The sequence below is a fragment of the Halomonas sp. ML-15 genome, assembly GCF_014779595.1.
In the GTDB taxonomy this organism is placed as follows: domain Bacteria; phylum Pseudomonadota; class Gammaproteobacteria; order Pseudomonadales; family Halomonadaceae; genus Franzmannia.
On the sequence record NZ_JACXZT010000002.1, the window covers coordinates 65,385 to 87,524 of the forward strand.

At 66.6% G+C, this 22,140-nt stretch carries 18 protein-coding genes; 13 read left to right on the top strand and 5 right to left on the bottom strand.

Going from position 1 to position 22,140, the window contains the following annotated elements:
- Positions 1-176: 176 nt before the first annotated feature.
- Positions 177-1,787: an ATP-binding protein gene (locus tag IEI94_RS01995; RefSeq protein ID WP_318153344.1), complete on the top strand. Its 1,611-nt coding sequence runs from the start codon at positions 177-179 to the stop codon at positions 1,785-1,787.
- Entirely contained in the window at positions 1,784-2,509 is a 726-nt protein-coding gene (locus tag IEI94_RS02000) for a response regulator (RefSeq protein ID WP_191165075.1), read from the top strand. Before IEI94_RS01995 ends, IEI94_RS02000 begins: the two co-directional genes overlap by 4 nt.
- Here IEI94_RS02000 and mnmC read toward each other — a convergent pair.
- Positions 2,496-4,535 (bottom strand): bifunctional tRNA (5-methylaminomethyl-2-thiouridine)(34)-methyltransferase MnmD/FAD-dependent 5-carboxymethylaminomethyl-2-thiouridine(34) oxidoreductase MnmC, encoded by a 2,040-nt coding sequence (gene mnmC / locus IEI94_RS02005; protein ID WP_191165648.1) that lies wholly within the window; start codon positions 4,533-4,535, stop codon positions 2,496-2,498. The genes IEI94_RS02000 and mnmC overlap by 14 nt on opposite strands.
- Before the next feature lie 146 nt (positions 4,536-4,681).
- Entirely contained in the window at positions 4,682-4,981 is a 300-nt protein-coding gene (locus IEI94_RS02010) for a YciI family protein (protein WP_191165077.1), read from the bottom strand.
- A 95-nt stretch (positions 4,982-5,076) separates the two neighbouring features.
- On the opposite strand from IEI94_RS02010, the gene IEI94_RS02015 reads away from it, so the two are divergent.
- The 3 genes from IEI94_RS02015 (at position 5,077) to IEI94_RS02025 (ending at position 7,618) form a co-directional block, all read left to right on the top strand.
- Positions 5,077-5,970, top strand: coding sequence for a PHP domain-containing protein (locus IEI94_RS02015; RefSeq protein WP_191165079.1), 894 nt, complete (start codon positions 5,077-5,079; stop codon positions 5,968-5,970).
- A 51-nt stretch (positions 5,971-6,021) separates the two neighbouring features.
- The gene (locus IEI94_RS02020; RefSeq protein WP_191165081.1) at positions 6,022-6,645 is read left to right on the top strand and encodes an L-threonylcarbamoyladenylate synthase; all 624 of its coding nucleotides are present in this window, start codon (positions 6,022-6,024) and stop codon (positions 6,643-6,645) included.
- Positions 6,646-6,835: 190 nt separating this feature from the next.
- Positions 6,836-7,618 (top strand): 5'-nucleotidase, lipoprotein e(P4) family, encoded by a 783-nt coding sequence (locus IEI94_RS02025; protein ID WP_191165083.1) that lies wholly within the window; start codon positions 6,836-6,838, stop codon positions 7,616-7,618.
- Positions 7,619-7,672: 54 nt separating this feature from the next.
- Here IEI94_RS02025 and IEI94_RS02030 read toward each other — a convergent pair whose 3' ends face one another.
- Both IEI94_RS02030 and IEI94_RS02035 read right to left on the bottom strand, forming a co-directional pair.
- Positions 7,673-8,569: an ion transporter gene (locus IEI94_RS02030; protein WP_191165085.1), complete on the bottom strand. Its 897-nt coding sequence runs from the start codon at positions 8,567-8,569 to the stop codon at positions 7,673-7,675.
- Positions 8,566-9,447, bottom strand: a complete 882-nt coding sequence (locus IEI94_RS02035; protein ID WP_191165087.1) for a CYTH domain-containing protein — start codon at positions 9,445-9,447, stop codon at positions 8,566-8,568. The genes IEI94_RS02030 and IEI94_RS02035 overlap by 4 nt, the downstream gene beginning before the upstream one ends.
- Positions 9,448-9,550: 103 nt before the next feature.
- Between IEI94_RS02035 and IEI94_RS02040 the strand changes: the two genes are divergently transcribed.
- The 6 genes from IEI94_RS02040 (at position 9,551) to glrR (ending at position 17,328) form a co-directional block, all read left to right on the top strand.
- On the top strand, positions 9,551-10,231 hold the full coding sequence (locus IEI94_RS02040; protein WP_191165089.1) for a TIGR00153 family protein: 681 nt from the start codon (positions 9,551-9,553) through the stop codon (positions 10,229-10,231).
- Positions 10,232-10,292: 61 nt separating this feature from the next.
- Positions 10,293-11,561 carry an inorganic phosphate transporter gene (locus IEI94_RS02045; RefSeq protein ID WP_191165090.1) on the top strand — a complete coding sequence of 423 codons (1,269 nt, stop codon included), beginning with the start codon at positions 10,293-10,295 and terminating at the stop codon, positions 11,559-11,561.
- Positions 11,562-11,709: 148 nt separating this feature from the next.
- Positions 11,710-13,023: an amino-acid N-acetyltransferase gene (gene argA / locus IEI94_RS02050; protein ID WP_191165092.1), complete on the top strand. Its 1,314-nt coding sequence runs from the start codon at positions 11,710-11,712 to the stop codon at positions 13,021-13,023.
- Between the two features lie 839 nt (positions 13,024-13,862).
- Complete coding sequence (locus IEI94_RS02055; RefSeq protein WP_191165094.1) at positions 13,863-15,371, top strand: sensor histidine kinase; 1,509 nt, start codon at positions 13,863-13,865, stop codon at positions 15,369-15,371.
- A gap of 3 nt (positions 15,372-15,374) precedes the next feature.
- Positions 15,375-15,911 carry a hypothetical protein gene (locus tag IEI94_RS02060; RefSeq protein ID WP_191165096.1) on the top strand — a complete coding sequence of 179 codons (537 nt, stop codon included), beginning with the start codon at positions 15,375-15,377 and terminating at the stop codon, positions 15,909-15,911.
- Positions 15,912-15,945: 34 nt separating this feature from the next.
- Positions 15,946-17,328, top strand: coding sequence for a two-component system response regulator GlrR (gene glrR, locus IEI94_RS02065; protein ID WP_191165098.1), 1,383 nt, complete (start codon positions 15,946-15,948; stop codon positions 17,326-17,328).
- Between the two features lies 1 nt (position 17,329).
- Here glrR and xseA read toward each other — a convergent pair whose 3' ends face one another.
- Positions 17,330-18,685 (bottom strand): exodeoxyribonuclease VII large subunit, encoded by a 1,356-nt coding sequence (gene xseA, locus IEI94_RS02070; RefSeq protein WP_191165100.1) that lies wholly within the window; start codon positions 18,683-18,685, stop codon positions 17,330-17,332.
- A gap of 154 nt (positions 18,686-18,839) precedes the next feature.
- Here xseA and guaB point away from each other — a divergent pair, with 154 nt between their 5' ends.
- Both guaB and guaA read left to right on the top strand, forming a co-directional pair.
- Positions 18,840-20,309 carry an IMP dehydrogenase gene (gene guaB, locus IEI94_RS02075; protein ID WP_191165102.1) on the top strand — a complete coding sequence of 490 codons (1,470 nt, stop codon included), beginning with the start codon at positions 18,840-18,842 and terminating at the stop codon, positions 20,307-20,309.
- 100 nt (positions 20,310-20,409) lie between these two features.
- Positions 20,410-21,984, top strand: a complete 1,575-nt coding sequence (gene guaA / locus IEI94_RS02080; RefSeq protein ID WP_191165104.1) for a glutamine-hydrolyzing GMP synthase — start codon at positions 20,410-20,412, stop codon at positions 21,982-21,984.
- Positions 21,985-22,140: the final 156 nt, after the last annotated feature.

A 22,140-nucleotide genomic window follows, 5' to 3' on the forward strand; every position in this document is an offset into this window, starting at 1 on the left:
TGCTCGGGGTAACGGGTCGATGGTGAGCGAGCATAAGCCGGCTGTCCCGGCAGCCAAGTTTTGCAAAGTTAACAAAGCGTTTTGACACTATTGAAAGTAAGCGAGGGGTCGACGGCACAGCCCCCCGCGGCTGAAAATTCCACCAAGGTCGAACACCACAGGAGCGATACCCCCCAGTGTTGAATCACCCAACGTCGCCTCGCCGGCTGCCGCTCTACCTGTTGATCTCGCTACTCGCGGTGGCGATGGTCGCGGTGACCCTGGGGTTGGCGCTGTGGCTGTTCATGGCCCAGCAGCGCAGCGCGCTGGAGCAGGCCCATGCCACCCGGGTCATGGACCTGGCCGAGGTGGTGGCCGCCAAGGCCAGTGTGGGCGATGCGCTGCGGCAACCAGGGCGCCTTGACGCGACGCTCCAGGAGGAGATCGACGGCCTGCGGCGTTCGCTGGGGGTGGACTTTATCGTGGTCATGGACCGCCAGTCGCGGCGTCTGACTCACCCAGAACCGGCGCGGATCGACGAGCCCTTTCAGGGCGACGACGAAGGCCCGGCGCTGGCCGGTGAGCGCTACGCCTCCCGCGCCGAGGGCACGCTGGGGACCAGCATTCGCGGCTTCGCGCCGGTGCGCGGCGCCGATCAGGAGGTGGTCGGCGCCGTGGCCGTGGGCGTTACCCTGGCGGCACTCCTGCCAACCCTGGAGGAGCATCGGCGGCGGATTCTGATGTCGGTGCTGGCGCTGGTGGTGGCGGCCGGCGTGGCGGCGGGAGGCCTGGCGCGCTACCTCAAGCGCACGCTGCTGGGCCTCGAGCCGCACCAGATCGCGCGGCTGGTCGAAGAGCGTCAGGCGCTGCTGTCATCGGTGCATGAGGGGATCCTGGCGGTGGATCAGCACGCCCGCATTACCCTGGCCAACGCCGCGGCGCAGCGGCTGCTCGAGCGGGCTGGGCTGCCGGCGCCGCAGCCGGGCACCGCCCTGGACGACTATCTGCCGTCCGGTGCTCTGCTCGAGGTGCTGGCCACTGGCCAGCCGGCGCTGGATCAGGAGGTCACCCTTCACGGCCAACCGCTGATCGTCAATCGACTCCCGGTCTATCATCGCCAGCGCCTGATCGGCGCCGTGGCGACCTTCCGAGACAAGGGCGAGGTGGACCGCCTTGCCGAGCAACTGACCGGGGTGCGCCGCTACGCCGAGGCGCTGCGCGCCTCGACTCACGAGGTCAAGAACACCCTGCACGTGATCACCGGGCTGACTCAGCTAGGCGATCTCGAGGCGCTGCGCCGCTATCTGCGCGAGCTCGCCTCCGGTCCCCTGGTGGCGCCGCTGCCCGATGAGCGGCTGCGCGATCCGGTGCTGGCGGGCTTCCTGCTCGGCAAGCGCAGCGAGGCCCAGGAGCGCGGCATTAGCTTGCGCGTCGAGGCGGGCAGCGATATCCCGGTGTTTGCCGACTCAGCCTTGAGTCACACCCTGGTCACGGTGATCGGCAATCTGCTCGAGAACGCCTTCGAGGCGCTGGTCGATGCAGAGAGGCGCGACGTTTCGCTGCTGCTGGCGGTGGACGAGGAGGTGCTGACCATCGAAGTGCAGGATAGCGGGCCGGGTATCGCGCCGGCGCTGCTCTCTCGAGTATGTATTCGCGGGGTCTCGACCAAGGGCGAGGCGCGCGGCCTCGGCCTGGCACTGGCCAAGGCGCGACTCGAGGCCCACGGCGGCACGCTGTCGCTGTATAGCCACCCTGGCCAGGGCACCCTGGCCGAAGCCAGCCTACCGCTGCAGGAGATACCGGCATGAGTGAACCAATCCGGGTGCTGATCGTCGAGGACGACCCGATGGTCATGCGCCTCAATCTCGAGTACCTCAACCGCCTGGACGACGTCACCCTGGCGGCGCAGTGTCTCGACGTGCCCACCGCCCTGGAGGTGCTCGAGCAGCAGCCGGTGGATCTGCTGCTGCTGGATGTCTATCTGCGCGAGCGCAGCGGACTGGAGATCGTTCGCCAGCTGCAGCGCCAGGGCCGCGATATCGACGTGATTCTGATCACCGCCGCGTCGGAGCTCGAGACCGTGCGCAGCGCGCGTCAGCTCGGCGTGCGCGACTTTCTGATCAAGCCCTTCGAGTTTGAGCGCTTTCGCGATGCGGTGGTGACCTGCATCGCTAATCGCCGTTCGCTGCAGCAGCTCCCGGCGCAGGTCGAGCAGCGCGATCTCGACCGCCTGTTTCAGCCCTCACCGCCCCCGGTGCCGCGCCGTCCGGATGGCTTGCCCAAGGGCCTGACTGCGCCGACCCTGGCGCAGGTCGCCCAGGCCATCCTGAACCTCGGCGACGCCGCCTTCGCCACCGAGGAACTGGCCCCGATGACCGGCATGTCGCGGGTATCGCTGCGCAAATACCTCAAGCACCTGACCGAACGGGAGGTGCTCGAGGAGTCGTTCCATTACGGCCAGGTGGGGCGCCCGGCGTTCAGCTACCGCTGCCTCGATCCGCAGGCGCTGCGGGCACTCAGTGGCGAGTAAGGCGGATCAGTTCGCGGATCAACCGCCGCCCCGGATGCAACTGGTCGACCAGGGCCACGGGCAGCGGTAGCGGCTCATCGCAGATCCTCGAGGCGATCAGCTCAGCGCACAGCGGTGCGCTGGCCAGCCCCCGCGAGCCGTGGGCGGTGCTGATCCACAGGCCGGCATGATGCGCACCGGGGATCGCCGCGATGCGCTTGGCGTCCTTGGATAAGGCGGCGTAGTCGTGGCGCCAGGCCGTAGCATCGGGAGCCGGGCCGGCGTAGGGGCTCTTGTCGGGGCTTGCCGCGCGTACCGCGGCGCGCCCGACCATCCGCGCCGGATCGAGCTCGGCCCCGGCGGCGCGCAGCGCCTCGACGTAGCCGGGCAGGGTGCGCGCCAGCTCGGACAGGTTGGCGGCGTGGTCCGCCTCCCGCGTTTCGTCGCTCTCGTCATGGGGCGCGAAGGTGGCGCCGAAGGTCAGTACTCCATCCGCGGGCGGCGGCACATAGCCCCCGGCGCAGATCACCCGAGTGGGCGCCGGCACCCCCTCGGGCAGGCGGACCTGGCTGACCTGACCGCGGATCGGCTGCAGCGGCAGGTCGGCGGTCTGCGCGAAGCGATTGGACAGCTGGGCGGTGGCGACCACCACCTGGTCAGCGTCGAGGGTGCCGCCATCGGCCAGTGCCAGCCGCCAGCCATCTCGGGCTGGCGTCAACGTCTCCACCTCGCCGTGCTGAAAGCGCACCCCGGAGCTGGCGGCGAGGCGTTGGCAGAGCGCCTGGGGCCGCACCCAGCCCGCCGTCGGATAGTCGAGGGCATGCTCGGCAGTGAACGCCTGGGGTGGCAGGCCGCTGCGGCTGGCCAGGGTGGCGGCGTCGATGCCCTCTACCACGCTGCCGGGCAGCGCATAGTGCGTCAGGAAGCGCGCCTGGCGCTCGGCCTCGTCGGGGGTGTTGGCCAGCTGCAGCACGCCGCTCTGCTGCCACAGCGCACCCTCGGGATCGACGACGTCTAGCCAGCGGCGGCTGTGCAGCAGCCCGGCCAGGTAGAGCCGGCTATGGGCATTGGGCGCGACCGCCAGCTTGATATACAGCGCCCCCTGGGCGTTGCCCGACGCGCCAGCGCCGGGCGCCTCGCGGTCGAGCAGGGTGACCGTTACGCCGCGCCGGGCCAGGGCATGGGCCACGCTGGCGCCGGCCAGCCCGGCGCCGATTACCGCGACGTGCTGCGCGGGGCGCGGCGCCGGCGCCGGCGGGGTAAACCAGGGCGTGGCGTGGCGCGCGCTATCCTCGGCAGGCGTTTCGATTTCGCCGGACAGCATCTCGCGCTTGCGGCCGAAGCCCGGCACCTTGCGCCACTGGAAGCCGACGGCCTTGAGCCCGCGCTTGACCACCCCGGCGCAGGTGAAGGTGGCGAAGGTGGCCCCGGGTCGGCTATGGCAGGCGATGGCCTCGAACAGCGCCGGCTGCCACATCTGCGGGTTCTTCGACGGTGCGAAGCCGTCGAGGAACCAGGCATCGACGCGGCCGTCGAGGGCCGCCAGGCACTCGGCGCTGTCGCCGAAGTGCAGATCCAGGGTGACCTTCTGGTCGAGCCACAGGCGGTGCACCCCGGCCACCGGCTCGGGCCACTGGGCCGCCAGGCGGGCGGCGGCGTCGGCGAGCTCGGGCCAGGCGGCCAGCGCGCGGGTCAGATCGTCGCGGGTCAGTGGGTACTTCTCGGTGGAAACCAGATGCAGACGCGCCTCGGGGGTCGCATGGCGGCGAAAGCAGGCCCAGGCGCAGAGCAGGTTGAGGCCGGTGCCGAACCCGGTCTCGCCAATCACGAAGGGGCGCGCCTCGCGCCACTCGCGAAAGCGCCGCGGCAGATCGTTGCCATCGATAAACACATGCTCGGTTTCGGCGCGGCCGTCCTGGCGCGAAAAATAGACGTCACCGAAAGTCAGTGAGTGGGGCGTCTCCAGGTCACCATCATCGCGCTGCCAGTCGAGGCGGGCGGTTTCCAGGGGCGCGAGGCCGTCGCGGAGGCGGTCGGTCACTGACAGACTCCCAAAAGAGTGAGCTGGTTAAAAATTGATCAACTTGCCCCGAGCGGCGTCTCATGGCGCTTGCCCAAAGGCGTCCGCGTGCTACTAACAGAGTTTTCCACAGCCACTGTGCATATAACGGCTGTGGAAAACCTAAGGTTGCGTTAAGGCAGGACTTTCTTGAACGGCTTGACCGTGACCTTGGCGTAGACCCCGGCAATCACATAGGGGTCGGCGTCGGCCCACGACTGGGCGGCGGCCTGATCGTCGAACTCGGCTACCACCAGGCTACCGCTGAAACCGGCGTCGCCGGGGGTCTCGCTGTCCACCGCCGGGTGCGGGCCGGCGAGGATCAGGCGGCCCTCGTCGCGCAGCTTCTCGAGGCGGGCCAGATGGTCGGGGCGAGCCGCCATGCGCCGCTCGAGGCTGTTCTTCACGTCTTCACTGATGATCGCATAGAGCATCTCAGGGCTTCCTTGAGTAGTGATTGACCCTCTGGCGCGCGGCGCGCACCATTGTCACTCCTATTCTGACAAAGACGCCTCTCGGCGTCATGCCGATGACTCTACTCACTCCTCTGCCGGCTGCCCTGGAAGACGCTGGTGGCATCGATCTGCATATGCACTCTACCGCCTCGGACGGCGCCTTGCCGCCTGGCGAGCTGGTGGCGCTGTGCCAGCAGCGCGGCCTGAGCCGCCTGGCCCTCACCGACCACGACACCGTGGCCGGCGTGGCCGAGGCCGAGCAGGCGGCCAAGGCGCTAGGGCTGCGCGTGCTGCCGGCCACCGAGCTCTCGACCCAGTGGCGTGGCATGAATATCCACATCGTGGCGCTGCTGCCCCAGGGCGTGTGCGGTAGCCTCGAGGCGGGACTGGTGGCCCAGGCGGCGGCCCGCGAGTCGCGTGCCGAGGAGATCGCCCGCCGCCTCGAGAAGCTGGGCCTCGACGATGCCCTGGCCCGCGCCCGCGAGCAGGCCGGTAGCCCTCGCCCACTGGGCCGTCCTGACTTCGCCCGGGCGCTGGTGGCCGCCGGCATTACGCCGGATATCAAGACCGCCTTCAAGAAGCATCTGGGCAGCGGCAAGCCCGGCGACGTCAAGGCCCACTGGCCGTTTATCTCCACCGCGGTGGAGTGGATTCGCGATGCCGGCGGGGTGGCGGTGCTGGCCCATCCGCTACGCTATGGCACCACGCGGCGTAAGCGCGGTCTGCTACTCGACGATTTTACTGCCGCCGGCGGTGAAGCCGCCGAGCTGATCAGCGGCTACCAGAACGCGGATGCCACCCGCGACCTGGCGCGTCAGCTCGATGAGCGTGGCCTTTACGCGTCGCTGGGCAGCGACTTTCACTTCCCCGGCGGGGCGCTGGCCCCGGGCACCATGAGCCCGGCGCCGCGCAGCGCGGTCAGGCCGGTGTGGGCGCACCCGGCGCTGGCCGCCTTTGCGGCGGCCTGAGTTTGCCGGCCGGCCTGTTACGCTGAAATAAATGCGACAAGGAGTCATGCCATGACCCAGTTTTTCCAACTCCACCCGGACAATCCCCAGAAGCGCCTGATCGATCAGGCGGTGACCCTCATTCGCCAGGGCGGGGTGGCCGCCTATCCCACCGACTCCGGCTATGCGCTGGGTTGCCATCTCGGTGACAAGAAGGCGATCGAGAAGATCAAGTGGCTGCGCTCGCTGGACGACAAGCACAACTTCACCCTGGTGTGCTCGGACCTGTCGGAGATCGGTACCTACGCCAAGGTTGACAACGCGGTGTTCCGCCTGCTCAAGACCCATACGCCGGGCCCATACACCTTCATCCTCAACGCCACCTCGGAAGTACCTCGGCTGCTGCTGCACCCCAAGCGGCGTTCGATCGGCGTGCGGGTACCGGATCATCGCATTACCCACGCGCTGCTCGCGGCCCTCGGTGAGCCGCTGATGAGCGTGACCCTGATTCCGGTCGGCGAGGATCTGCCGATGACCGACCCCGAGGAGATTCGCGAGCGCTTCGGTGCCCACCTCGACCTGATCATCGACGGCGGCGCCTGCCACCTGGAGCCGACCACCGTGGTCGACCTGCGCGACCTGCCGCCGGTGATCGTGCGCGAAGGGCGCGGCGACCCGGCCCCCTTCCAGAGCTAGACGCCCTTGAGCGGTTATCTGCGCCCGGCCAGCGATTCGCTGGCCGGGCGCTGTCGTTAGGCGCTTATGCTAAATGCTATGGTTTTTATTAATTTGAATGATCAATAAAAATAAAATAGGCTACTCGCTCCACGGTTGGATAATTTTTTGTAATGGATCCGCCTCGGCGGACGCCACACAGGAGTGAGACATGACCTCAAACAACAAGCCGCTTGTTGCCTTGCTGGCCGCACTGGCCGCTACCGCCTATACCGCCAATGTCAGCGCCGACGGCGACGCCGATGAGGCGACGCTGTGCGCCCAGGAAGCCTACAAGATGGGGCTGCGCTATCAGCAGCAGTCGGCCGAAATTGCCGCCCTACAGCGCCAGGGGTTCGCCTTGGCCACGCTGCGTCTCGAGCAGCAGATCGCCGACCACGGTGACGGTGCCAACCTGGCGATCATCACCGATCTCGACGAGACGGTGATCGACAATACCGAGCTGCTGGTGCGCGACATGAACCTGTGTCACGACTACACCGTCTGGGATACCTGGCTGCACTGGGAGCGCGAAGGTACGCCGCGCTTGATCCCTGGCGCCATGGACTTCCTCGAGTTTGCCGATGAGCAGGGCGTGGCCATCTACTATGTCTCGGACCGCTACGAGGAGAACAAGCAGGACTCCCTAGCCACCCTCGAATCGCTTGGACTGCCGCAGGTCGCCGACGATACCCTGCTGCTGCTGGGGCCGCCCAAGCAGGAGCGCCGCGAGTTCGTCGAGGACAACTACACCTTGGTCATGCAGCTGGGCGATACCCTGCACGACTTCTCCGAAGACTTCGTCAGCGATGTGCCCCTCGAGGAGCAGCATGAGCGGGTCGAGGAGCACGCCGAGCGCTTCGGCTTTGATTGGATCGTGTTCCCCAACGCTACCTACGGCACCTGGGAAGATGCCGAACTCGACGAGTGGGATGCTCCCTTCGAAACCGAGTAAGCCCCGCCGCCTGCCGCGCTGAGCGGCAGGCATAAGGCAGGCCACGACGCCCCCTCACGCCGGATCGGTGGAGGGGGCGTCGTCGTTGTCAGCCTTCGGCGCGTTGGGGTCGGGGGTCTCTTCGTCGAGCCAGGTGCCGCAGCGCAGGCAGTAGCGGGCGCGCTGCTCATGGCGGTCGTGGCCACAGCCCGGGCAGGCCTGGTCGGAGTAGCGGTCGGCGCGGATCGAGCGAATCACCTCGGCGGAGAACACCCCGGTGGGAATGGCGATAATCGAGTAGCCGAGCAGCATCACCAGGGTCGAGATGATCTGGCCGAGCGGTGTCACCGGCACGATGTCGCCGTAGCCCACCGTGGTCAGGGTGACGATGCCCCAGTAGATCGCGGTAGGGATACTGGTAAAACCGGCCTCCCGGGGTTCGATGGCGTACATCAGCGCCGAGAACAGCGTCACCAGCATCAGCACCCCGAACAGGAACAGCATGATCTGGTGCCAGCTGTTCTTGAGCGCCTCGACCAATAGTCGGCCCTCGCCGACGAACTGCATCAGCCGCAGCACGCGGAAGATCCGCAGCACCCGCAGCAGGCGGATCATCACCAGCGACTGGGCGCCGGGCACCACCAGCAGCAGCCAGGTGGGCAGGATCGCCAGCAGGTCGACCACGCCATAGAAACTCTTGAGGTACTGCTGCGGCCGCTCCAGGCAGTAGATGCGCAGCAGCATCTCGAGGGTGAAGGCCAGCGTGAAGCCCCACTCCAGCCAGTAGAACAGGCCGCCATAGGCGGCGTTCAGGTGTTCGATGCTGTCGAGCATCAAGACTGTCACGCTGGCCAGGATGGCGGTGATCAGCGCGATATCGAAGCCCTTGGCCAGCGGCGTATCCGACTCGAAGATAATCTGGAATAGCCGGGTGCGCAGGCCTTCGCCACCAGGCTTGAGAGCAGGGTTCATGGGATCCTCCTGATCCGCCAGTCGGCCAGTCGCTGAGCGAGGGCCAGCGCGGCCTGGCCGCCGGCAAGGTCGAGCCGACCGTGGGCATCGAGGCCCTGGACGGTGCGCCGGGCCAAGTCTTGAGTGTCCCGATCATCGGCACTGACGGCAAGCCTGGCCAGCGACGCGTGAGCGGCCTCGATAAAACTGGCCTGGCGACTGTCGCGGTAGGCGTCGAGGGCGGCCATGGCACGGTCGAAGCAGGCGCGTGGCGAGTCCTCCTCCTCGGGAAGCGCCCACTGGTTGGCACCCAGCGCCGCGCCGCGCGCCGCCTTGCTGGCCTGGGCCGGGCGCAGCGCGACCTGCTCCGCCAGGCTCTCGGCCAGCTGCCACAGGGCGGCGACCGTGCCGTCCTTGAGCTCCAGTTCCAGCTCGCAAATCTCGGCGCGCCTCCCCGCGGCGACGATCTCCCCCTCGTCCACGGCCAGCTCGATATGGCTGTCGGGGTGCCTGAGCTGCCAGGTGCGGCGCTGGAAGTCGGTGCGAAAGCGCGGCGTCAGAGCGCCGAGGGTGGCGGCATCCAGGTCGCGCATCGGCAGCAGGGCGGCGAGTCCGTCCAGATCCAGCTCGGGACCGTCGATGGGCCACTCCCATTCGCCGCGCTGGGAGAGTCCGCCGCTGCCGGCGCCGCTGGTTTTCAGGGTCTGCAGGCAGCGGCCATCGACCCGGCGGATGCGCAGCGCGACTCGCGCTCGCTCCAGGTCACCGTCGGGAGTGTCGAAGTAGGTATTGGTCAGGCTGCGCGGAGACTCGGCCCCGGCGGCCAGCAGCGCAAGCCGGGGCAGGGCGGTGAGGCCAGCGTGGTCGACGGCGAGCTTGAGCTCGATTTCCTGGCTCATGGACGATGTCCCCTGGATGATGACAGCAAGATGAATTTTTCATGACGCTGGCAATGGCAGTCTCTATACTGTCGCCGCCATTCCCAACTGCGCAAACCGCTCTATGGTAACCACGAATCCGTTTTCGGCGATGTTTGGTCGTTCGCCATTCCAGCCGCTGCTGGCGCATATCGTCAAGGTCAATGAGTGTGCCGACCAGCTGCTGCCATTCTACGATGCGGCACTCGCCGGTGACTGGGATGGCGCCGCCCGCCATCGCGAAGCGATCACCGACCTCGAGCACCAGGCCGACGAGCTCAAGACCGAGCTGCGGCTCAACCTGCCCAGCACTCTGTTCCTGCCGGTGTCGCGCTCCGACCTGCTCGACCTGATCGCCGTCCAGGACAAGATCGCCAATAAGGCGCGGGATATCACCGGCATCATGCTGGGGCGCTGCATGCGCATGCCGCAGCCCTTGGCGCAGCCGATGCGTGACTATCTGGTGACCTCCATCGCCTCGGTGGCCCAGGCGCGCAAGGCGCTGGAGGAGCTCAAGGAGCTGCTCGAGTCGGGCTTCGGGCGCAACGTCAACGAGGTGATGCAGAGCCTGATCCGCGACCTCCACGATCTGGAGCACCAGACCGACGACCAGCAGGTAGCGATTCGCCGCCTGCTGTTCGAACTCGAGAGCGAGTTGCCGCCGGTAGACGTGATCTTCCTCTACAAGATCATCGACTGGATCGGTGAGCTCTCCGACCGCGCCGAGCGCGTCGGCAGTCGCCTGCAGATTCTCACCGCTCGCTGAGGCCTGGCTCCCTACGCTAGCCGCCTAGACCTTACCTAACACCCACATAGGACCCGACCCTATGTTGATCATCGCGCAACACGGTGAAATCTTTATCATCCTGGCGTGTGCCTTCGGCTTCTTCATGGCCTGGGGCGTAGGGGCCAATGATGTCGCCAATGCCATGGGCACCTCGGTGGGCTCCAAGGCGATCACCATCAAGCAGGCGATCATCATTGCCGTGATCTTCGAATTCCTCGGCGCCTGGTTGGCCGGCGGCGAGGTCACCTCCACCATCCGTGGCGGGATGATCGATCCCGACCTGCTCGACGGCAACCCCGAGCTGCTGGTGTATGGCATGCTCTCGGCGCTGCTGGCCGCGGCGATCTGGCTGATGATCGCCTCGGCGCGGGGCTGGCCGGTGTCGACCACCCACTCCATCGTTGGCGCCATCGTCGGTTTCGGTGCCGTGGGGCTGGGGGTGGAGGCGGTGGCCTGGGGCCAGGTGGGCACCATCGCCTCGAGCTGGGTGGTGTCGCCGCTGCTGGCCGGCAGCATCGCTTTCATGTTGTTCAAGACCGTCCAGTACCTGATCTTCGAGGCCAAGGACCCGTTCGCGGCGGCCAAGCGCTACGTGCCGATGTACATCTTCCTGGTCGGTTTCGTGGTCGCCATGGTGACCCTGACCAAGGGGCTGACCCACGTCGGCCTCGACCTCAGCTTCGGCCAGAGTCTGCTGTATGCGACCCTGTTCGGCCTGTTTCTTGGGTTACTCGGCCTCCTGCTCGAACGGCGCGTCAATCCCTCTCAGCCCTCCGCCGACGACCATTTCGGCTATGCCGGCGTGGAGCGGGTGTTCGGCGTACTGATGATCTTCACCGCCTGCGCCATGGCCTTCGCCCACGGCTCCAACGACGTGGCCAATGCGGTCGGCCCGCTGGCCGCCGTCATCAGCGTGGTGCAGAGCGACGGGGTGATCGACAGCGCGGCCCTGGTGCCGTGGTGGGTGCTGATCCTGGGCGGCGGCGGTATCGTCTTCGGCCTGGTCACCTATGGCCACAAGGTGATCGCCACCGTGGGCACCGGGATTACCGAGCTGACCCCCAGCCGTGGCTTTGCCGCGACCCTGGCGGCTGCCACCACCGTGGTGCTGGCCTCGGGCACCGGGCTGCCGATCTCCACCACCCACACCCTGGTGGGCGCGGTGCTCGGCGTGGGCCTGGCACGCGGCATCGCCGCGCTCAACCTGCGGGTGATCGGCACCATCGTGATGTCGTGGCTGATCACCCTGCCGGCCGGTGCCGGCCTGGCGATCATGTTCTTCTTCATGTTCAAGGGCATCTTTGGCTAGGCGCCCAGCGCCCAGGACCTAGCGCCCAGTGACGGCCCGCCCCTTGGTGCGGGCCGTCTTGCGTCGAGTGGTGGTGCCGCGCTTTTCGCTGCTCTGCTATCATCGAGCCTCAACCCGATTCCATTCCTCTGCTGCCGGAGCGCGGCCCTTGAACACTCGTTTCCCCTTCGTCGACTGGTTCCGCAATTCATCGCCCTATATCAATGCGCACCGCGGCCGAACCTTCGTGATTCTGATCGAGGGCGAGGCCATGGCGCAGGGGCGAGGCGAGCAGCTGATTCAGGACCTGGCGCTGCTGCACACCCTGGGGGTGCGGCTGGTGGTGGTGTTCGGCATTCGCCCACAGGTGAATGTTGCGCTGGAGGCGGCGGGGGTTACTCCGGTGCGCTACGACGGACGCTGGGTCGCCAACGACGCCATCATGGCCTGCGTCGAGCGGGTGGCCGCCGAACAGCGGCTATGGCTGGAGGCGCGGCTCTCCCTGGGGCTGCCCAACACCCCTCTGCACGGTGTCGAGCTGACGGCGGTTTCCGGCAACCTGGTGATGGCCAAGCCGCTGGGGGTGCGCGAGGGCGTCGACTTCGACCATAGCGGTGAGGTGCGTCGGGTGCGCGCCTCGGCGATACAGGCGCTGCTCGAGCAGGGCTCGCTGGTGCTGCTGCCGCCGCTGGGCTTCTCCAGCACCGGCGAGGTCTTCGATCTGGATGCCTCGGAGGTCGCCCAGCAGGCGGCGGTGGCGCTCAAGGCCGACAAGCTGATCCTGCTTGGCGAGGCCGATGGTCTGCACGACGAGAGCGGCGCACTGCAGCGCCAGCTGACGCCGTCCGAAGCCGAGCCGCTGCGCCATCACTGGCAGCCGGGTAGCGAACTCGATCGTCATCTGGCGGCGGCCTGTCGCGCCGCGCGCTACGGCGTGGCGCGCACTCACCTGCTGTCGTGGCACGACCACGACGCCCTGCTCGGTGAGCTGTTCACCCGCGATGGCATCGGCACCATGATCACTCAGCATCGCTACGAGCAGCTGCGTGCAGCGCAACTGGGCGATATCGCCGGCCTGCTCGAGCTGCTCGAGCCCCTCGAGCGGCGCGGCATGTTGGTGGCGCGCTCCCGAGAGCGCCTCGAACATGAGATCGACGACTACCTGGTGATCGACCGCGATGGCATGATCATCGGCTGCGCGGCGCTGCACGCCTTTGCCGAGGCGCAGATGGGCGAGCTGGCCTGCGTGGCGGTGCACGCTGACTACCGAGGCGGCGCGCGGGGCGAACTGTTGCTGGCCGAGACCGAGCGTCGCGCTCGACGTCTGGGGCTGACCTCGCTGTTCGCGTTGACCACCCACACCACCCACTGGTTCTTCGAGCACGGCTTTCGTCTGGCCGAGCTTAGCGAGCTACCGACCCTCAAGCGCGACGCCTACAACCATGCGCGTAAATCCAAGATCCTGCTCAAGCCACTTGGCTAAGAGCTGCTCGCCCCATGGGGAGGCCTGCTCCCCAGTCTGTCCGGCCTGTCGCAGAAATGCGGCAAGTCGGCGTTGAGCGTCGCTAAAAAGCAACTATTTAACTCATTGATTCTTATGAATAAAGCTTTTCCTGGTTTTATTGTGTTGCCTAACGGCGACGGAATGGTCTGCGATCTGCCCCGCGTTTGGCGGTTTTCCGCACGTGCTAGCGAGTTGGCACTTTTATGTCGCCTTTAACATGCTGATTTTAAAGGTGGTGAGCGTTTTCTGGCACGGCTGTCGCAACTAGGTAGGGCGAGCAAGGGAATCGGATCATTACGGCTCGATCCGCTTCCCAGGCCAGACCGACAGGGCAAGCATCACCACCCTGTGCCACTTGCTCGACAGGTCTGGTCAGCGTCTGCTCCACGCGATGTGTGACTTAGGTTGCGATGAGACGGGGTGCCGCCGGTTAGGCAAGGAATGGCACCGTAAGGGCAAGGACGCCCCGGCATGGATGCCTCATCCCCCTTCGGGGGGATCGAATTCAGGATAGCGCTGCCGAAGGCAGCGATATCGAGAACGAAGCCGAGTGGCACGCCACTCGCAGTGCGACAGCGGCACCCTGGCATGAGGATGCTGGCGCGCGGCTTCAGAGCCTTTGGGCTCATAGAGAGTGATGATGGATTGTCCGGCCAGGCGGCTAATGCATCTCAATCTCTACCCCTTCAGTTCCCTGCGTACTTGGGCCGGCTCTGCCGGCCCTCTTTTTTTGCTCGACGGTAAAAACAGACAATTCTGTTATCCTGTGTGGAACAGCCATGACACCACCTCTTTTCCTTTTACATAGAACTTTGGTCATGACCACCCAGGTTTCGCGCCGCTGGCGCCCCCGCTCTCTGCTGCAGCTGGTGCTGCTTGCTTTCATCGTGGTGATGCTGCCACTCGGCGTGCTGATGTTCCATGCCGGCCAGGCGCTCTCCGAGCTCACCCGCCTGGCCGACGTCAGCGCCCGTCAGGCGGTGGAGGAGACGCGCCGTGCCCGCGAGCTCTCCAGCCTGGCGCTGGAGATGGAGCGCAGCGCGCGACAGTACGCGGTGATCGAACAAGACGGCCTGATGGAGATCTATCTCGAACGCGTCGATGAGTTCGGTGAGTTGCTCGACCAACACCGCCGACTGCTGCCCGACGACCCGCATATGCTGGCGCTACTCGACCAGCTGTCGATGCTGCGCAGCATGCCCGAGCTACCCATCGAAGACTTCCGCGAAGAGCTGTTTGCGTTCGTGCCCTTTGCCGCCAACACCGAGGCGGTGCGGCGTGCCACCAATCGCCATATCGACACCCGTATCGACACCATTCGCGAGCAGGCCAGCAGCGTGCAGACCCGGCTGTGGCTGCAGACCGCCGCGCTGGTCTCGGCCAGCCTGATGCTGATGCTGCTGTTCACCTGGTTGATCATTCGCCCGATCCGCCAGCTCGAGCGGCGCATCCTTGGGCTCGGAGACAGCGGCAAGGCGGCGGCGCCCAAGACGATCCAGGGGCCAGCCGAACTGGTCAGCCTCGGCGACCGCCTCGACTGGCTGTCGTCGCGGCTCCGCGAACTCGAAGCGCAGAAGCAGCAGTTCCTGCGCCATATGTCCCACGAGCTCAAGACCCCGCTGGCCAGTGTGCGTGAGGGTACCGCGCTGCTCAGCGACGGTGTGGCCGGTGAGATCACGCCGCGTCAACTGGAGATCCTCGAGCTGATCGACAGCAGCGGTAAGGAGCTGCAGACCCTGATCGAACAGCTGCTCGACTATAATCTGCTGCAGCATGACAAGGGCACCAACGTGTCGCGCTTCGACGTTGCCACCGTGGTCAAGGAGCTACTCGCCAAGCATCAGTTGGCCCTTGAGCACAAGGAGATGCACGTCGAGTGGTTCGACAAGCCCCTCGACTGGCAGGCCGATCGTATTGCCACCGGGCGCATTATCGACAATCTGCTGTCTAATGCGATTGCCTACGGTGAAGATGGCGGGGTGCTGGCCATCCGAGCCTGGACCCGTGGCGAACGGCTGTTTGTCGAAGTGGCCAACAGCGGTGAGCCGATTGCTGAAGAGGACCGGCCGCGGCTGTTCGAGGCTTTCTATCAGGGCCGTGCCCGGCGCAAGGGTCCGCTCAAAGGGTCGGGGATTGGCCTCTCCGTGGCCGCCGACTGTGCCCGCGCCCAGCACGGAGAGCTGACGCTGGTGGACGAGAGTCAACTGCCGGTCTGTTTCCGACTGGTACTACCCTGGGCAGATGCTGAGGCAGAAGGGACGGCCGCAAGCAAGGTGCCTTTGATGCTGCCCTCAGAGGCGGCGAGTCATCACGCAAGGAACGAATGAACCATGAACTATCGAACACTGTTGCCACTGGCGGCGATAGCGCTGCTGGTGGGATGTGAGTCGTTACCCGGTATGCAGCAGGACGAGGCAGAGCCTGAGGCGGAACTGCCCCGCCAGTGCAACGAGCCGATCCCGACCCTGGTCGAGAGCACATGCCTGGTCGACGCCTGGGTGGCCTACGGTTTGGCCTCCCAGCGCGGTGACAGTGAGTGGCGCGAGGAACAGCTCGAACAGCTGCAGGGCAGCACCCCCGAGCAGCACCTGCAGCGTGCAGTGGTGCTGGCCTGGGGCAGCGAGCGTCAATGGAACCAGGCGGCCGAGCTGCTGGAAGGTGACCTGCATGCTGCGCCCAGTGACCTGCAGCCGCTGCTGCGCTACTGGCTCAATGAAGTAGAGGGGCGACGGTCGCTGGCTAACCGGCTCGAGCGCAGCGAAAGCGAGCGCCGCAGCCTGGCCGAGGAAAACGAGTCGCTGGCCGAGAAGCTCGAGGCGCTGACCGATATCGAGCAGAGCATCAATCTGCGCCAATACTCGCCCTGAGACCTGCAACACCGACGAGACGAGGGAGTGAATCGTGAAACATGCAGCCCGACCGCAAGGCGCCCATATCCTGCTGGTGGATGACGATGCGAGCCTGCTGAAGCTGCTGGGCATGCGCCTGGAGAGCCGTGGCTTCCGCGTCACCACCGCCGAAAGTGGCCGTTTGGCCCTTGATCGACTGAGCGACTCCCGACCCGATCTGGTGCTATCCGATCTGCGCATGGACGAAATGGACGGTCTAGCGCTGTTTCATGAGATCCAGCGCCAGGCACCCGGCCTGCCGGTGATCATCCTCACCGCCCATGGCTCGATCCCCGATGCGGTGAGCGCCACCCGCCAGGGGGTGTTCAGCTTCCTGACCAAGCCGGTGGACCGCGAGGAGCTGTTTGCCGCTATCGATGAAGCGCTGTCGCAGACCCCGGGACCCGCGGTCGATGGCGACAACGCCTGGCGCGCCGCTATCATCACCCGCAGCCCGCAGATGGAGCGCATTCTCGAGCAGGCGCGGATGGTGGCCGGTGCCGACGTCAGCGTGCTGGTGACCGGCCCGTCGGGCTCGGGCAAGGAGCTGATGGCCAATGCGATTCACGAGGCCAGCGGCAGGGCCGACAAGCCGTTTGTCGCCATCAACTGCGGCGCGCTGCCCGAACAGCTGCTCGAGAGCGAGCTGTTCGGCCACGCCAAGGGCGCCTTTACCGGCGCGGTGAATCAGCACCAGGGGCTGTTCCAGGCCGCCGATGGCGGCACCCTGTTCCTCGATGAGATCGGCGATATGCCGCTGACCCTGCAGGTCAAGCTGCTGCGCGCCATCCAGGAGCGCCAGGTCCGCCCGCTGGGCTCTACCACCTCGGTGCCCATCGACGTGCGCATCATCTCGGCGACCCACCGTGACCTCGACCGCGCCATGCGCGAGGGCGACTTCCGCGAGGATCTCTACTACCGCCTCAATGTGGTCAATCTCAAGCTGCCGGCGCTCAAGGAGCGTGCCGAGGACGTGCCGCTGCTGGCCAAGCACCTGGTGGCCCAGGCCGCCGAGCGCCACAAGCCGTTCGTCAAAGGCTTCTCGCCGGAGGCGCTCAACCTGCTGGCCTCCTGTGCCTGGCCCGGCAACGTGCGCCAGCTGGTCAACGTGGTCGAGCAGTGCGTGGCCCTGACCAGCTCACCGATGATTCCCGAGGCGCTGGTCTCCCAGGCGCTGGCCGCCGAGGAGAACGCACTGCCGTCGTTCAACGAGGCCCGCGCCAGCTTCGAGCGCAGCTACCTGATCAAGGTGCTCAAGATCACCGAGGGTAATGTCACTCAGGCGGCGCGCATCGCCGGTCGCAACCGCACCGACTTCTACAAGTTGCTCAATCGCCATGAGCTCGAGCCCAGCAGCTTCAAGCCGGGCGCCGCCGAGCTGGTCAGCAACGCCTAGCTCAGCCCTTCAAGCGTCGCTTGACCTCGACCTCGAGCCGCCCCTCGCCGAGCCGGGTAGTTAACGCCTGGCCGGGGTGGGCGTCGGCGGCACGGCGCACCACCTGCCCCTGTTCGTCCTCCACGATGGCATAGCCGCGGCCCAGCACCGCCAGCGGGCTGACCGCCTGCAGCTCGCGAGCTAGTGCCTGGAGGCGGCTGCGCTGACGCTCCAGCTCCCGCGGCATGGCGGCGTAGAGCCGCTCGCTGGCCTGGCGGTGGCGCAGCTCGGCCTGGCGCAGCAGGCTGGCCGGGTCGATGCCGTTGAGCCGTGCCTGAAGATGCTGCTGGCGCTGGCGGGCGTGGTCGAGGCGGGCGCCCATGGCGCGCTGCAGGCGCGCCTCCAACTGGGCCAGATGCTGGCGCTGCTGGGCCAGGCGCTCGCCGGGGTGGCGCAGCCGCGCGCGCAGGTGGTCGAGGCGCTGGGCGTCGCGCTGCAGGCGGGTCTGCTGGGCCTGTGCCAGGCGCTGGCCGGCCAGGCTCAGCCGTCGGCGCAGGTCGGCCTGGTCCGGGACCAGCATCTCCGCGGCGGCGGAGGGGGTCGGGGCGCGGGCGTCGGCGGCGTAGTCGCTGAGGCCGGTGTCGACCTCGTGGCCCACCGCCGACATCACCGCCAGCCGCGAGTGGAAGATCGCCCGCGCCAGATGTTCGTCGTTGAAGGCCCACAGGTCCTCCAGACTGCCGCCGCCGCGGGTGATCAGCAGCGCATCCTGCGCGGGGTCGAAGCGCCCGCCTGGCTGGCTCTGCTGATTGATCAGCGCCAGGGCGCGGATCATCGCCGGGGCCGCCTCGCGGCCCTGCACCGGCACGGGCACTACGCTAACCTCCACCAGCGGCCAGCGCGCCGCCAGCACCGCCAGCACGTCGCGGATCGCCGCGCCGCTGGGCGAGGTCATCACCAGCAGCCGGCGCGGTGGGAAGGGCAGGGCGCGGGCGTTGGCGAACACCCCCTCGGCGGCCAGCTTGTGCTTGAGGCGCTCCAGGGCGGCGAGCAGGTCGCCGGCGCCGGCCGCCTGCACGGCATCGACGATCATCTGAAAATCGCCGCGCGGCTCGAACAGCGACACCTTGCCGCGCAGCTTGACCCGGTCGCCGTTGTTGAGCGGCGCGGCGACGAAGCGTGCGCGGTTGCGAAACAGCGCGCAGCGCAGCTGGGCGCGGTCGTCCTTGAGGGTGAAATAGACGTGGCCCGAGGCCGGCCGCGACACCCCGGACAGCTCGCCCTCCACCCAGCAGTCGCCGAAGTCCCCCTCCAGCAGCAGGCGGGCGCGGCGGTTGAGGTCGCTTACGGAGAGCACGGTATCGGGAGCGGCAGACATGGCGGAAGCTACTTTACGCGGTGAAAACCGCAGCTTAGCACGCCAGTGGCGGCGAGCCACGACGCGCATTGCTGCACCCGCATCCGACCAGCTATAATACGCGATTAACTTTTCCCGCCCCACTTCCCATCTGCTCAAAATGGGTGTTGCCGCTATGCTACGTATGGCCCAAGAAGCGCTTACGTTCGATGACGTATTACTTGTCCCCGGCTACTCAGAGGTCCTGCCCAAGGACGTCAGCCTCAAGTCCCGCCTGACCCGCAACCTCGAACTCAATATTCCCCTCGTCTCGTCCGCCATGGATACCGTCACCGAAGCGCGCCTGGCGATCGCCATGGCCCAGGAAGGCGGCATTGGCATCATCCACAAGAACATGACCATCGCCGGCCAGGCCACCGAGGTACGCAAGGTCAAGAAGCACGAGAGCGTGATCGTCAAGGATCCCGTTACCGTGGGCCCCAAGGCCAAGCTGGAGGACCTGCTGTCGATGGCCGACGAGTACGGCTACTCCGGCTTCCCGGTGGTCGAGGGCGATACCCTGGTGGGTATCGTCACCGGCCGCGACATGCGCTTCCAGCCCGACCACAGCGACAGCGTCGAGGCGATCATGACCCCGCGCGACAAGCTGGTCACGGTGCCGGTGGGCACGCCGCTCTCCGAGATCAAGATCAAGTTGCAGGAAAACCGCATCGAGAAGATCCTGATCGTCGATGACGACTTCCACCTGCATGGCCTGGTCACGGTGCGCGATATCGAGAAGGCACGCACCTACCCGTTCGCCGCCAAGGACGCCGACGGCCGCCTGCTGGTCGGCGCCGCGGTGGGCACCGGCCCCGAGACCCCCGACCGCATCGCCGCGCTGGCCGAGGCCGGCGTCGATGTGATCGTCGTCGACACCGCCCACGGCCACTCCAAGGGCGTGATCGACCGCGTGCGCTGGGTCAAGGAGCACTTCCCCGGTGTGCAGGTGATCGGCGGCAATATCGCCACCGCCGCCGCCGCCGTGGCCCTGGCCGAGGCCGGCGCCGATGCGGTCAAGGTCGGCATCGGCCCCGGCTCGATCTGCACCACCCGCGTGGTGGCCGGCGTCGGCCTGCCGCAGATCACCGCGGTCTCCAACGTGGCCGAGGCGCTCAAGCCCTACGATATCCCGCTGATCGCCGACGGTGGCATCCGCTACTCCGGCGACCTGGCCAAGGCCATCGCCGCCGGCGCCAGCACGGTGATGATCGGCGGCCTGCTGGCCGGTACCGAAGAGGCGCCGGGCGAGGTCGAGCTCTACCAGGGGCGCACCTACAAGGCCTACCGCGGCATGGGCTCGATGGGCGCCATGTCCCAGAACCAGGGCTCCAGCGACCGCTACTTCCAGGACAAGGACGCCGGCGCCGACAAGCTGGTGCCGGAAGGCGTCGAAGGCCGCGTGCCCTACAAGGGCATGATGAGCGCCATCGTCCACCAGCTGATGGGCGGCCTGCGCGCCTCCATGGGCTACACCGGCTGCACCAGCATCCTCGAGATGCGCACCAAGCCGGAGTTCGTGCAGATCACCGGGGCCGGCTTCGCCGAATCCCACGTGCATGACGTGCAGATCACCAAAGAGGCCCCGAACTATCGTTCCAGCTAATCTCACAGCATGACCAAGAGCGGCGGGGCCTGTTAAACGACCCCGCCGCACGCTTTTGTATTTGGCCCGCCGCCCTTCGCTGCCAGTAAGAGACGCCCAGATGACCGACATTCACGCCCACAAGATCCTGATCCTCGACTTCGGCTCCCAGTACACCCAGCTGATTGCCCGCCGCGTGCGCGAGATCGGCGTCTACTCCGAGGTTCGCGCCTTCGATATCAGCGAAGAGGAGATCCGCGAGTACCAGCCCAACGGCATCATCCTCTCCGGCGGGCCGGAGTCCACCGTGGCCGAGGGCTCGCCGCGGGCGCCGCAGTGCGTGTTCGAACTGGGCCTGCCGGTGCTGGGCATCTGCTACGGCATGCAGACCATGGCCGAGCAGCTCGGCGGCGCCGTGGAGGGCTCCAACAAGCATGAGTTCGGCTACGCTCAGGTCACCATCGACAGCAGCGACGACATGTTCCGCGACATCAAGGACCATGTGGACCACGACGGCAAGGCGCTGCTCGACGTGTGGATGAGCCACGGCGACAAGGTTGCCCGGGCGCCGGACACTTTCACCGTGACCGCCTCCACCCCGAGCTGCCCCATCGCCGCCATGAGCTGGGCCGAGAAGCACTTCTACGGCGTGCAGTTCCACCCCGAGGTGACCCACACCCTGCAGGGCCAGCGCATTCTCGAGCACTTCGTGGTCGGCATCTGCGGCGCCGAGAAGCTCTGGACCCCGGCCAAGATCATCGAAGACCAGGTTGCACGGGTACGCGACCAGGTCGGCGACCGCCACGTGCTGCTGGGCCTCTCCGGCGGCGTCGACTCCTCGGTGGTGGCGGCGCTCCTGCACCGCGCCATCGGCGACCAGCTGACCTGCGTGTTCGTCGACAACGGCCTGCTGCGCAAGAACGAAGGCCAGCAGGTGATGGAGACCTTCGCCAAGCATATGGGCGTCAAGGTGATCCGCGTCGACGCCGAGGAATTGTTCCTCGGCAAGCTCAAGGGCGAAGCCGACCCCGAAGCCAAGCGCAAGATCATCGGCAACACCTTTATCGAGGTGTTCGACGAGGAGGCCAGCAAGATCGAGGGCGTCGACTTCCTGGCCCAGGGCACCATCTACCCCGACGTGATCGAATCCGCCGCCAGCAAGACCGGCAAGGCCCACGTGATCAAGTCGCACCACAACGTCGGCGGCCTGCCCGAGACCATGAAGCTCAAGCTGGTCGAACCGCTGCGCGAGCTGTTCAAGGACGAAGTGCGCAAGCTCGGCGTCGAGCTCGGCCTGCCCTACGACATGGTCTACCGCCACCCCTTCCCGGGGCCGGGCCTGGGCGTGCGCATCCTCGGCGAGGTCAAGAAGGAGTACGCCGACATCCTGCGCGAAGCCGACGCCATCTTTATCGAGGAACTGCACAAGGCCGACTGGTACCACAAGACCAGCCAAGCCTTCGCCGTCTTCCTGCCGGTCAAATCAGTAGGCGTAGTCGGCGACGGGCGCCGCTACGAATGGGTCATCGCCCTGCGCGCCGTGGAGACCATCGACTTCATGACCGCACGCTGGGCACACCTCCCATACGACTTGCTGGAAACCGTCTCCAACCGCATCATCAACGAGATCAGCGGCGTATCACGCGTCACCTACGACGTCAGCAGCAAGCCGCCGGCGACGATCGAGTGGGAGTGAGGCACGCCTAGGCGAAAAGCCTGACATGGCTAAGCTGACTGAGATGAAGGGTCTACCAAAAGGTAGGCCCTTTTTTTGCAATTTGTTACAGAGTTTTGTTTACTCAGGGATAGGCCACTGGAGATGACCGACGATAGCAAGTGGCAATAACTAAGA